Below are 13499 nucleotides of genomic sequence, written 5' to 3' on the forward strand. Positions count from 1 at the left end.
AAGGATTTCTTCTATAACAAATATTTTTTGGAAGTAGTTGAAAAGGATTACAGACAGTCAAATTTTTAGACATTAAATATGAAAGCTAGGGGGAAATATCTATGAAAATGAAAAAAATATTTTCAATTGCTGCAACTAGTATTCTATCGTTATCTTTATTAGCTGCATGTGGATCAAATAGTTCAGGTGAAAGTAACGCAGAAGGTGATGGTGCAAAATCTGTTTCATTACGATTAGCGCATAATCAACCAGAAGATCATCCTGTTCATACATCATTAATGGAGTTTTCGAAACTATCTGAGGAAAATTCAGATGGAAGTGTTAAAGTTGAAATATTCCCAAATGGCCAACTTGGTCAAGAACGTGATGTAATTGAGCTTGTAAAGTCAGGAACACTTGACATGGCAAAAGTAAGTGCGAGTGCATTGGAAGCGTTTGATTCTAACTATGCAATCTTCTCACTTCCATATATTTTCCAAAGTAGAGAACACTATCATGAAGTGATGGATAATAGTGAAGCTGTGCAAGAGATTTTCCAAGGTACTAAAGATCAAGGGTTTGTTGCTATTGGCTGGTATGATGGAGGTCAACGCAGTATCTATACAGCTGATAAAAAAGTTGAATCACCTGCAGATATGAAAGGTATGAAAATTCGTGTACAAGAAAGTCCGACATCGATTTCTATGATCGAAGCAATGGGTGGAGCTCCAACTCCAATGTCATTTGGTGAAGTTTATACTTCTCTGCAACAAGGTGTTATTGATGGGGCTGAAAATAATGAAACGGCATTAACAAACAACAAACATGGAGAAGTTGCCAAAGCCTACACATATACAGAACACCAATATGTACCGGATGTATTAATTGTAAGCACTAACATGTGGGACAAGTTATCAGAAGAACAGCAAAAAGCAATTCAAGATGCGGCAAAAGCATCATCTGAAAGTCATAAAGATGTATGGCAAAAAGCAGTTGAAGATTCAATCAAAGCTTCAGAAGAAATGGGTGTAACATTCTACAAGATTGATAAAAAAGCATTCATTGATGCTGCGGCGCCATTACATGAAACATACAAAGCAGAAAATGAAAACAATGCAAAATACTTTGATGATTTTCAAAGCTATCTTAAATAGATGGTGAAGACAATAGGCCTCTTAAATTTCTGGCAAGTTTATAATCAGAAATAAGAGGCCTATCAAAATATTGAAAGAGAAGGTGACGATCTGATGAGAAAAATAGTGGATAAGGTGACAGCATTTTTAACATGCTCCTTAATGATCGTTATGGTTTTAGTGGCTTGTTGGCAAGTATTTACTCGTTTTGTATTGAATTCTCCTAGTACAGTATCAGAGGAGTTTTTACGATATTCTCTTATTTGGCTGACAATGGTTGGTTCAGCTTATGCATACGGAAAAAAGAAACATTTAGCTGTTGTGTTTGTTGCACGGAAAGTACCTGAGAAATATCAACTTTACCTTAACTTGCTTGTTGAAGCGTTTGTGCTTGTTTTCATTGCGGTTATTCTTCTATTCGGTGGAACAAAAGCTTATCAAAATGCAGTTGGTCAAGTTTCATCAGCATTGGGAATGCCGATGCAATATTTATATTTAAGTCTTATCGTTTCAGGTGTGCTATTTTTATTTTATTTAATCCTTCATATAAAGGATTACTTTACGAAAACAAATAACACAGTCGTAGGTGAATAGATCGTAACGACAACTTTTAGGTATATAGGAAAAAAGGAGTGAGCATTCATGGCATTACAGGCGGGGCTTGTCTTAATTATTGTATTTTTACTCATGCTTGTTTTAAGTGTGCCTATTTCTGTAAGTATTGTCATTTCTTCAATGGCTGCAATTGTTTCGGTTTTGCCTTGGGACATGGCAATATTTACGGCATCACAAAAAATTGTAACAGGACTGGATAGTTTTACGTTGCTGGCTGTTCCCTTTTTTATTCTTTCTGGGATCTTAATGAATAATGGTGGAATTGCTGAGCGCCTCATCAATTTTGCGAAAGTGCTTGTTGGTAGAATGCCGGGGTCTCTAGGTCATGCAAACGTGTTAGGGAATATGTTATTTGGATCTCTTTCCGGTTCTTCTGTAGCAGCAGCGGCAGCAATCGGCGGAACAATTGGACCGCTACAAAAGAAAGAAGGGTATGACCCTAAATTCTCAGCTGCTGTAAATATTGCATCTGCACCAACTGGTCTTATTATTCCTCCAAGTGGGGCATTGATTATCTATTCTCTGGTAAGTGGTGGAACTTCTGTAGCTGCTCTGTTTATTGCAGGATATATTCCAGGGATTTTATGGGGTTTAGCATGTATGGTTGTTGGTTTTATTATTGCGAAACGAAGAAATTACCCTGTATCAGAAAGAGTGTCTTTTAAAGTAGCGTTTAAAACATTTTTAGATGCAATTCCAAGTTTATTGTTAATAGTTATCGTAATAGGTGGAATCTTAGGTGGTATTTTCACTGCGACTGAAGCTGCAGCTGTAGCTGTTGCATATACGTTTTTATTAGCGTTAATTTACCGTACAGTAAAGATTTCAGACATGCCGAGAATCATCATGGAAACAGTTGAAATTACAGCTGTTATTATGCTTCTTGTTGCAGCATCTTCAATAATGTCCTGGGTTATGGCATTTACCGGCATACCTACGGCAATAAGTGAAATTATTATGGGGATTTCAGATAACCCAATTATAGTTCTATTAATCATAAATATATTCTTGTTAATTATCGGGACATTCATGGATATTACTCCAGCCGTTCTTATTTTCACACCAATTTTCTTACCGATTGCAACGAGCTTTGGAATGGATCCGATTCATTTTGGAGTTATGTTAATCATGAACTTGAGTATTGGAAATATTACACCTCCTGTAGGAAGTGCGTTGTTCGTGGGGGCAAGTATTGCAAATTTAGATCTGGAAGATGTTATTAAACCACTTATACCATTCTATATTGTGATCATTATCGTCTTGCTTCTTGTTACGTATATACCGGAAATTAGTATGGTGTTACCAAGATTACTTGGCTATTAATGTTCTAGTTTAATCACTAATTGGACGAAACAAACTTAAATAACTGACAACATAAAGAAAAAGGTGAGACTATGTCATTAAGAGAAAAATATCAATTTCAATTTTTAGAAGAAAAGAATAATACGCTATCTTTTAGTTTAGAAAACTCTGATGTTCTAGCACGAATCATTGTTTTAGAACAGGATATGATACGAGTATTGATGACTAAAAGTGATCAGTTGGAAGTGAAAAATACATGGCTTGTCGCTCCGGGCATGGATGATGTGCCACTTAAGGGAAGAGACCGTCTGGATTTAACCCCATTTTCATTACCGGAATATTCGTTTCGGAATGACGGAAGAGCCTGCATAGTTGAGACAGAATTATTAAAGTTGGACATTGATTTGGATGGGTTTAAAATTACATGGTTCTCCAAAGATAGTGAAGGAAATGTAAAGCAAATTGCTGCTGACCGTACAACACAAGCTTATAATTTTGACGGTTCATTGGGAGAGGGGATTTTTCACTATCTCCAACGTACGAAAGATGAACAGTACTACGGACTAGGTGAAAAGAGCGGAGATATGGATCGATACGGTAAACGTTATAGAATGTTAAGTATTGATCCAATGGGCTATGATGCTCAACATACGGATCCATTGTATAAACATATTCCATTCTATATTACTAGAAGCAAGCAAACAGGCATTTCGTTTGGTATTTTCTACGATAATATGGCACAAAGCATATTTGATATGGGGAATGAAATGGATAATTATCACGGTTGGTACCGCTACTATCAATCTATGGATGGGGATTTAGATTACTATATCATTTTAGGACCTGAAGTTAAGGATGTTGTGAAAAAGTATTCTTGGCTTACTGGTAAGACAATATTTGCTCCTAAGTGGAGTTTCGGATATTCAGGTTCAACAATGACTTATACGGATGCTCCTGATGCTCAGGAACAATTGAATAAGTTTATTGAAGAGTGTGAAAAGCATGACATCCTCTGTGATTCATTTCAGTTATCTTCAGGATATACATCAATAGAAGATAAGCGATACGTATTCAATTGGAATACAGATAAGTTTCCAGATGCTAAAGGATTTATTAATCACTACCATGAAAAAGGGGTTAAGCTTTGTGCGAATATTAAACCTGCTTTATTAAAGGATCACCCTCTTTTCAGTGAGTTGAATGAAAAAGAGATGTTTATTAAATCAGGTGATGGAAATACGGAAATGTCTCAATTCTGGGATGAAGTGGGCGCATATGTTGACTTTACAAACGAAGAGTCTGTTAATTGGTGGAAGCAAAAAGTAACAGAACAGCTGCTTGAATACGGAATCGATTCCACATGGAATGACAATAATGAATTCGAAATTTGGTCTAAAGATGCACAATGTAATGGATTTGGAGAGGGAATTAATTTTGAAGCTGTGCGCTCTTTGCAGCCGCTCCTTATGATGAAAGCTTCATACGAAGCACAAAAAGAATTCGCTCCAGACATTAGACCTTATTTAATTTCCAGATCAGGAAGTCCAGGTATGCAGCGTTACGTACAAACGTGGTCTGGTGACAACTATACAAGCTGGAAATCCCTAAAATACAATATCAAAATGGGACTTGGGTTAAGCATGTCAGGTATTTATAATATTGGACATGATATTGGCGGCTTCTCAGGGCCGGCTCCAGAACCAGAATTATTAGTTAGATGGGTGCAAAACGGAATTTTCCATCCACGTTTTACCATTCATTCATGGAATGATGACAAATCAGTTAATGTTCCTTGGATGTATGAAGAGGCAACTGGTACGATCCGAGATTTAATCAAGTTTCGTCACAGAATAACGCCATATCTTTATACTGCTTTATACAATGCACATGAAAAGTATGAGCCAATCCTTCGTCCTACTTTTTATGAATTTGAATCAGATGTAAAAACATTTGAGGAAAATGATGATTTCATGTTAGGTGAATCTATGCTTATTGCTTCAGTTGTTGAAGAAGGACAAAGAGAAAGGGTTGTTTACCTGCCAACATATGAAGACGGTTGGTATGACTATCATACATCTGTCTGGTATGAAGGCGGTCAAACTGTGACGCTTCCGGCACCATTGGAATACAATCCTTTACTAATAAAAGGAGGAAGTATTATACCGATTAATGATGCAGATTCTACTTTCTCAAATAAAGATAAGGATGAACGAGGATTCCTGTTATTCCCGCACAAGCAATCAGGCAGTACTTCTTATGCTCTTTATGAGGATGATGGTGTCTCAGCTAACTACAAGGAAAATCATACGATCGTTTATGTTCAAATGAATGCAGATGCAGAAAAAATAGATGTGAGCTACAAAATTGATGGAGAATACAAGCTTCCATACGAAACTTTTAGCTTCTATTTACCTGAAAATGAAGAGCGTAAACTGTATGTAAATGGAGAAGAATTGAAAAAGGGAGCTAAAGGTTATACTGTAGCTTTGTAATAATTTTTTAAAAACAAAGGAACGCCTTAAATCCTTTCTATTGAGGATTTGAGACGTTCTTTTATATGAATTCATATAAATAAGAAACAAAAACTACAGTACAAATTTAGTTTTTTCTTCTACTAAATAATTATACCTCTTTAGCGAGATATGAGATAGTAAAATGAAAACACCGTTAAAAATAACGGTGTAAAGGCTCATAATCCTTTTTTATTTAGCTTGGATCATTTTCATCTAAAGAGAGAGTTGTTACATTGGTATATTCTCCTTTAGAAATTTCCTCTGAGCTGGCATCTTGTTGCAATTCATCCTCAGTATTCATTCCTTCTGCAATTGTTGGCTGATCAGTTGAGTTTTTTTGCTTTTTCATCTTTTACACTCCTTTCCAGTGTATTTTTTCCAAAAATGAAACGTACCATCCATAGGTAAAAAAGAATACCTGTCTTCGGTGAATCTTTTGTTGGAGCACAGTGGAATGAACTATTTTTTATCTTTAACATGTAAAAAATAACCAAATTAAACAATATCCTAAAAAGAAATAAAATATAGTATAGACACCTTCTTATGCTTAGAAAACATCTATTAATCTGTAGCATTTTAATAACGTTTTTCCTCGTTATATTGACACAACAACATATTAAATGGTATCTTTCTATTATTAATTAGTTTACAAAACAAATTAATTTAAAGGTAGTATTCGAGTGATACCTTTTCACCTGAAAACTAAAAAAATTATTTGGGAAGGAAAAAAATAATGTCAAAACAACAAATTGGTGTAATCGGCTTAGCCGTAATGGGAAAAAATCTTGCGCTAAACATTGAAAGTAGAGGCTACTCAGTATCTGTTTTCAACCGTTCTTATGAAAAAACAGAGGAATTTTTAAAGAACGAGGCAGAAGGAAAGAAATTTGTAGGCCTGAAAACAATTGAAGAATTTGTTCAATCATTAGAAACACCACGTAAAATATTGTTAATGGTTAAGGCTGGTAGTGCAACGGACGCTACAATTGAATCTCTAAAGCCATACCTTGAAAAGGATGATATTTTAATAGATGGTGGAAATACGTTCTTCCAAGATACGATTAGACGTAATAAAGAATTGGAATCAACAGGTATTCACTTTATAGGAACTGGCGTGTCAGGAGGTGAGGAAGGAGCACTTAAGGGACCTTCCATTATGCCTGGTGGTCAAAAGGAAGCCTATCAGCTTGTAGAACCAATTTTAAAAGCGATTTCTGCAAAAGTTGATGAAGATGCATGTGTAACATACATTGGGCCTAATGGCGCGGGTCATTATGTAAAGATGGTTCACAATGGAATCGAATATGGTGATATGCAATTAATTTGTGAAGCGTATTTCATTCTGAAAAATGTACTGGGATTAGGTGCAAAAGAGCTTCATGAGGTATTTTCTGAGTGGAATAAAGGAGAATTGGACAGTTACCTTATTGAGATTACAGCTGACATCTTTACTAAAATTGATGAAGAAACTGGTAAGCCTTTAGTAGATGTTATTCTTGATACAGCAGGTCAAAAAGGAACTGGAAAATGGACAAGTCAAAATGCTCTAGACTTAGGGACTCCGCTTCCAATCATTACAGAATCAGTATTTGCACGTTTTATATCTGCCATGAAAGAAGAACGAGTAAAAGCTAGTAAACTATTAAAAGGTCCTGATGCTGCGGTATTTAATGGAGATAAAGACGAGCTAATTGAAGCTGTCCGTGAAGCTCTATATTTAAGTAAAATCGTGTCATATGCACAAGGTTTTGCGCAAATGAAAGCGGCGTCTGAAGAATATGATTGGAATCTTAGTTATGGAGATATCGCGATGATTTTCCGAGGTGGATGTATTATTCGTGCTCAATTCCTGCAAAAAATTAAAGATGCTTATGATCGTGATCCACAATTAGCAAACTTGTTATTAGATCCGTATTTTAATGAAATTGCTGCAAACTATCAAACAGCATTGCGTAAAGTCATCTCATTAGCAGTACAAAATGGTATACCTGTACCTGCTTTCTCAAGCGCAATTGCATACTTCGATAGTTATCGCAGTGAAACATTACCAGCTAATCTTTTGCAAGCTCAACGCGATTATTTTGGTGCACATACGTATCAACGTGTTGATAAAGAAGGAGTTTTCCATACAAATTGGATGTCTTGATAAAAGTTAATGTTTTTATAGATTGTGCTTAAAGTATTTCACCTACAGAATAGTTCACTTAAAACTACTTAGACTGTAGCAAACATAACATTTACAATGCCTACAGTCTAAGATATTATTTTCATTTATCAATGTTAGCAACAATTTTCTTTAAATATTGAATCACATCATCCCGTAAATCTTCACGTTCTAATGCAAAGTCAATTGTTGCACGAACAAAGCCTGCTTTATGTCCTATATCATATCTTTCCCCTTCAAACTGATAAGCATAAACAACTTGTGCTTCATTTAAAATTCTGATGGCATCAGTTAATTGAATTTCTCCGCTTTTATCAGGTGACAATGTTTGTAATACATCAAAAATTTCAGGTCTTAAAACATAACGCCCCATAATAGCCAACCGTGAAGGAGCATCTTCTTTTTTAGGCTTTTCAACTAAAGAATCAACAGCGCGGATATGATCATCGATATTGCTCCCTTTGGGTTTAATAATGCCATATTTTGAGACATCTTCATCAGGAACTTCCTGGACGGCGATAATGGAGGAATGATATCGATTGAAAACATCAATTAATTGTTTTAAACAGGGTTTTTCCGACTTAATAATATCATCACCGAGAAGAACGGCAAAAGGTTCATTACCTATAAAACTCCTCGCACAATGAATTGCATGACCCAATCCTTTTGGTTCCTTTTGGCGTATATAATGAATATTAGCCAAGCTTGAGATATTATGAACTTCTTCATATAGTAGTTGTTTATTCTTTTTTATAAGTGCATCTTCCAGTTCATATGATTGATCAAAATGATCCTCGATTGATCGTTTTCCACGACCGCTAATAATTATAATATCTTCAATTCCGGATGCAACAGCCTCTTCCACTATATATTGTATGGTTGGTTTATCCACGATGGGTAACATTTCTTTCGGTAAGGCTTTGGTTGCAGGCAAAAATCGTGTTCCTAATCCTGCTGCAGGAATGATTGCTTTTCTGATTTTCATACCTAGCTCTCCCTCATAAAAATAATTTCTCTTCCTATATTCATATTGTAAAACAACCTAAATTGTTTGAGAGATTCGCGTAGGTTTTTAAAAAATTCCAACCAAATCTGTAAAAGTACTAAAAATACAAGGAACAATATCATATAGACTTGGGTGAGCTGTCCTATACAAATATTTTCTTCAAACATAGTTTAATAAAAAGTATATTTCTTCAGAGGAATAAAATAAAACGACTAATGAAAAGTGGAAACTTCAATCTTTATCCAACACTCTCTTCAAAACTATATCCTAGAATTTCTAAATACTTGATTATCATTCTAGGAATCAAGAATCGAACTCACACCTAATTTTCCATAAACAATAAGATTTACCTTTTAGATGAACAAGTTAAACATGCAATGATCTTTACATTTTTCTGATAGAAATGACTTTGTTAATTTAAAGGAGGGGTTTTCATGGAGCAGCAGCTAATTGTGCCTTGGGATGTAGATGAACTGACCCAACACGAGTTTTACGTTCCAGAATATATTGAAAAAATGGCACAAGATGTCCTTGTGCATTACGATTTCTCAGTACAAAGTATTGAAATCGTTACGACAAAGCCTGATAAAGGTGGCGCAATATGGAAAATTGAAACTAGCGCAGGACCCAAAAGTATAAAACTTTTACACCGAAGACCTACTAGAAGTATGTTTAGCCTAGGTGCTCAGGAATATTTAGTAGATGTTAAGGAAGCAAGAGTACCGCCTATTGTAAAAACGAAGGACGGAAATAATTATGTTGAGGCTGGCGGGAAATTATGGTTTGTTGCCGAATGGATTGAGTCTTTAGTACCTGTTACAAAAGATTTGGAAGGAGCAAAACATCTCTGTCATGCTCTTGGTGAATTTCATGCTTTAACAAAAGGCTATGTTCCGCCTCCTAAAGCTGAAATTGCCTCAAGGGTGTTAAAGTGGCCTAAAAATTATCAAAAAATGGTAAATAAGATGGATTGGTTTCGAAATATTGCCAAGGCATATGAAGATCTACCTGCAAGCACCCATATTCTAAATGTTGTTGATCAATTTGAAGAACAAGCAAAAAGAAGCGTTGAAATGCTGAATCAATCTAATTATTTGGAGATGGCAAATCTAGGTAATGAATATTGGGGCTTGGTTCACCAAGACTATGGTTGGTCAAATGGTCAAATGGGTTCCAATGGAATGTGGATAATTGACCTTGATGGTGTAGCATATGATATTCCTATCCGTGACTTAAGAAAATTAATTACAGGTACGATGGCAGACTTATTTAGATGGGATGCTACATGGATTAGAGAAATGATTAAAGCCTATCATGAAGCAAATCCGATATCTCAAGATTTGTATAATATCTTAATGATCGATTTATCATTACCAAATGAATTTTATAAAAATATTAAGGAAGTCGTTTATGAACCTGAAGTTTTCTTAAATGATCCAGCTGTAATTACGATGATTCAAACAATTGTTGATACTGACCAAACAAAATGGCCGATCCTCGAAGAAATAAAAGACGATTGGAAGGGAGTAGAATAAGATGAAAATATTAATGATTTGTACTGAAAAGCTTCCTGTACCTCCCGTACTTGGTGGAGCCATACAAACCTATATTGCCGGCAGCCTGCCTCATTTAAGGAACAAACATGATATGACGGTTTTAGGAGTAAATGATCCATCTCTTCCTGATCAAGAAACAATTGATGGCATAAAATACGTGCGGGTTCCTGGAAAAATACTAGAGATTTACCGAGAAGAAGTGGTCCGTTATGTTGAAGCCAACCAATTCGATCTTATTCATATTTTTAATCGTCCCCGCTTAGTTCTTCCAGTCCGACAAGTATCACCAAATGCAAAAATTGTTCTTAGCATGCATAATGATATGTTTTCACCAGAAAAAATTAATCCTGAAGAAGCAAAGGCAGTTATAAATGAAGTGACGAACATTATTACGATAAGTAATTATGTTGGAAATGTAATAAGAGAATTATATCCGGAAGCGGCATCTAAACTTCATACAATCTATTCCGGAGTTGATACGGATCGTTTTCTGCCAGGTCATCATCCAAACATGCAAAAAATTCGTCAAGAGCTTCGAAGTGCGAATGGTTTAGAAAATAAAACTGTATTATTGTTTGCCGGGCGACTTTCCAACAATAAAGGTGTAGATAGGTTAGTGAGAGCTCTACCGGAATTATCAAAAAAATATAAAGATTTAGCCCTTGTTATTGTTGGAAGTAAATGGTTTAGTCAAAATGATGTGACTGACTATGTAGCCTATGTAAGGGCTTTAGCTAATAAATTGCCTATACCGGTAGTAACAACTGGGTTTGTTGCCCCTAGTGAAATCCAAAATTGGTTTGCGGCAGCAGATTTATTCGTTTGTACTTCTGTTTGGCAGGAGCCGCTCGCCCGGGTTCATTACGAGGCGATGGCAGCAGGACTCCCGATTGTAACAACTGCAAGAGGAGGCAATGCGGAGGTTATCAGTTTAAACGAAAATGGCCTTGTGGTAGAAAATCCGGAAAATCCAGCTGATTTTGTAGAAAAGATTTCTCACATACTTTCGAATCGTTCTTTGATGAAAAGAATGGGGGAAAAAGGAAGAGAGTATGCACTAAGCCTATATCAATGGGATAGGGTTGCCTCTAACATACTTGAAGTTTGGAGAAAATCGTTTGAAGCCCCACTCAGTGTATCTCAACCTGAAGGGTTACCAACAATTAATGACACACATGACACCTCTGAACCTCTACAAGAACAAAACATTGATGAGGCAGTGAGTAATCCAGGACCAGTATATCAATCAGCAAATCTAGAAGAAAAGGGTGTTTCAAATTCAGAAACAAGTAAGGAAGAAAATACGTCACCAGTAAATAGCAAGAAAGACATGCTGAGGGCTCATTTAAGAGATATGATTAGATCTTCTTTAGCAAATTCTCGTCTTTCACCTACGGAAGGCACGACGGATAAGCTATTACAAATTATTAAAGCAGATGATAAAAATGACATGACAAAAACTGAAGCAAGTAAGGAAAGTAATGAAACTAGTAGAGAGGCTAAGAAAAATGCATTAAAAGCAGCACTGAGAGACATGATTAGGACTTCTGCAAAATCATCACTTGAAAACCTACTAAATAGACCTTCTGAATAAACTAATTTTGTGAAACGTCGTCCATAAGGAAAAATGATATTTTTCCTTGTGGACGGTTTCACGCTGTTGATCATTTTTTATCATAACTTTTAGCGGATACAATAAATCCCTATTTTCTTTAAGATTCGTACTTAATGAAAATAGGGATTTATTACTTTATACAGTAGAATGTTTTATTTTACTCGTCATCGTCGTCATCGTCGTCATCGTCGTCATCGTCGTCATCGTCGTCATCGTCGTCATCGTCGTCATCGTCGTCATCGTCATCATCGTCATCATCGTCATCATCGTCATCATCGTCATCATCGTCATCATCGTCATCATCGTCATCATCGTCATCATCGTCATCATCGTCGTCATCGTCATCATCGTCGTCATCGTCGTCATCGTCGTCATCGTCGTCATCGTCGTCATCGTCGTCATCGTCGTCATCGTCGTCATCGTCATCATCGTCATCATCGTCATCATCGTCGTCATCGTCATCATCGTCATCATCGTCGTCATCGTCATCATCGTCGTCATCGTCGTCGTCGTCATCATCGTCATCATCGTCGTCATCGTCATCATCGTCGTCATCGTCATCATCGTCGTCATCGTCATCATCGTCGTCATCGTCGTCATCGTCATCATCGTCGTCATCGTCATCGTCGTCATCATCGTCTTCGATGTAATCTTCCTCTTCCGCCTCTTCTTCAGCAAATCCCAATGTAGGTTCTTGATCCTCTTGATCTAAATCAACAAGTAATTCACTTAGTTCTTCAGTTAATAACTCTACAAAAGACAACTCATCTGTTTGTCCTGTTTGTTCAAAAGAATGACCTGAATTTTCTCTAAAGTTTACATTTTCCATTTTATTTCCCCCAATATTCATTTTTGCCAACTTTCTTACTTACTAGTTTCCATTGCAAAAAAACAGGATAGGAAGTGAAAACTCTTGTAAAATTAAGTGTTTGCACCTTCCTTTTAATTAAGAAAGTTTGCGAGAAGTTATTTTAATTTATGTCGTAAAAGAAAGGATGTTATAGCACAACTTAACTAATTTATCCACCATCATAAAAATTGTGCTTGTATCTTCATGAATAATCGTTTTGGTATTTTTCACTTTTGTTGAAAGTTGGGTATTTGTTCAAGCAAATCTGTCCTATTTTTCATACATTAAACTAGAAGATATTTAACTATCCAAGGGAGGTATGAAGATGGATGACTACTGTTCAATTTTACAGTCACTCTCATCCGGTTCAGAGGTAAATATTCATACAAACGATAAAACTTATTATAATGCAATCTTCAAGAAATTTTATCCAAGAACAAATACAGCATTGTTTATGACTGATCAATTTTACAAGTATGGCGGAATCCCAGTATTAATTCAATGCAGAAACATTACATCAATGGATTTACCTTTTTCCATGCAAGACATATCAGATGAAGATGAATAATATGTTAAAATCCTAGACTGCTTTTATATGCAGTCTAATTTTAAGAAACAGCCATTAAAAAAATTGCCTATATAACTCCTCTTACATACATAAGAGGTAACGGATTTTACTGATTAATTGTGTTCATGTTCTATCACAATATAAGCTTATCCACTAATAAAATAGAGAGTATAGAAACAGAAAATTTTTGGAGAGGGG

11 protein-coding genes are annotated in these 13499 nt (G+C 35.9%); 8 read left to right on the forward strand and 3 right to left on the reverse strand.

Annotated features, from left to right (window positions below; genetic code table 11):
• Positions 1–101: 101 nt before the first annotated feature.
• From LC095_RS20630 to LC095_RS20645, 4 genes are all read left to right on the forward strand, one after another.
• Complete coding sequence (locus LC095_RS20630) at positions 102–1133, forward strand: TRAP transporter substrate-binding protein (RefSeq protein ID WP_226529961.1); 1032 nt, start codon at positions 102–104, stop codon at positions 1131–1133.
• A gap of 93 nt (positions 1134–1226) precedes the next feature.
• On the forward strand, positions 1227–1706 hold the full coding sequence (locus LC095_RS20635) for a TRAP transporter small permease (protein ID WP_226529962.1): 480 nt from the start codon (positions 1227–1229) through the stop codon (positions 1704–1706).
• A 48-nt stretch (positions 1707–1754) separates the two neighbouring features.
• On the forward strand, positions 1755–3050 hold the full coding sequence (locus LC095_RS20640) for a TRAP transporter large permease (RefSeq protein WP_026559882.1): 1296 nt from the start codon (positions 1755–1757) through the stop codon (positions 3048–3050).
• A 71-nt stretch (positions 3051–3121) separates the two neighbouring features.
• Positions 3122–5521: a TIM-barrel domain-containing protein gene (locus tag LC095_RS20645; RefSeq protein WP_226529963.1), complete on the forward strand. Its 2400-nt coding sequence runs from the start codon at positions 3122–3124 to the stop codon at positions 5519–5521.
• 214 nt (positions 5522–5735) lie between these two features.
• Here LC095_RS20645 and LC095_RS20650 read toward each other — a convergent pair whose 3' ends face one another.
• Positions 5736–5891 (reverse strand): hypothetical protein, encoded by a 156-nt coding sequence (locus LC095_RS20650; RefSeq protein ID WP_216772581.1) that lies wholly within the window; start codon positions 5889–5891, stop codon positions 5736–5738.
• 384 nt (positions 5892–6275) lie between these two features.
• Between LC095_RS20650 and gndA the strand changes: the two genes are divergently transcribed.
• The gene (gene gndA / locus LC095_RS20655) at positions 6276–7688 is read left to right on the forward strand and encodes an NADP-dependent phosphogluconate dehydrogenase (protein WP_226529964.1); all 1413 of its coding nucleotides are present in this window, start codon (positions 6276–6278) and stop codon (positions 7686–7688) included.
• Positions 7689–7809: 121 nt separating this feature from the next.
• Here gndA and galU read toward each other — a convergent pair whose 3' ends face one another.
• Positions 7810–8691 carry a UTP--glucose-1-phosphate uridylyltransferase GalU gene (galU, locus tag LC095_RS20660; protein ID WP_226529965.1) on the reverse strand — a complete coding sequence of 294 codons (882 nt, stop codon included), beginning with the start codon at positions 8689–8691 and terminating at the stop codon, positions 7810–7812.
• Positions 8692–9146: 455 nt separating this feature from the next.
• Here galU and LC095_RS20665 point away from each other — a divergent pair, with 455 nt between their 5' ends.
• Positions 9147–10247 carry a CotS family spore coat protein gene (locus LC095_RS20665; protein ID WP_226529966.1) on the forward strand — a complete coding sequence of 367 codons (1101 nt, stop codon included), beginning with the start codon at positions 9147–9149 and terminating at the stop codon, positions 10245–10247.
• 1 nt (position 10248) lies between these two features.
• Positions 10249–11862 (forward strand): glycosyltransferase family 4 protein, encoded by a 1614-nt coding sequence (locus LC095_RS20670; protein WP_226529967.1) that lies wholly within the window; start codon positions 10249–10251, stop codon positions 11860–11862.
• Between the two features lie 178 nt (positions 11863–12040).
• Here LC095_RS20670 and LC095_RS20675 read toward each other — a convergent pair whose 3' ends face one another.
• A complete protein-coding gene (locus tag LC095_RS20675) occupies positions 12041–12712 on the reverse strand; it encodes a hypothetical protein (RefSeq protein ID WP_226529968.1) in 672 nt (223 codons plus the stop codon).
• 346 nt (positions 12713–13058) lie between these two features.
• On the opposite strand from LC095_RS20675, the gene LC095_RS20680 reads away from it, so the two are divergent.
• Positions 13059–13301 (forward strand): hypothetical protein, encoded by a 243-nt coding sequence (locus LC095_RS20680; protein ID WP_226529969.1) that lies wholly within the window; start codon positions 13059–13061, stop codon positions 13299–13301.
• Positions 13302–13499: the final 198 nt, after the last annotated feature.

The sequence above is a fragment of the Metabacillus niabensis genome, assembly GCF_020524345.1.
In the GTDB taxonomy this organism is placed as follows: Bacteria; Bacillota; Bacilli; order Bacillales; family Bacillaceae; genus Metabacillus; species Metabacillus niabensis_B.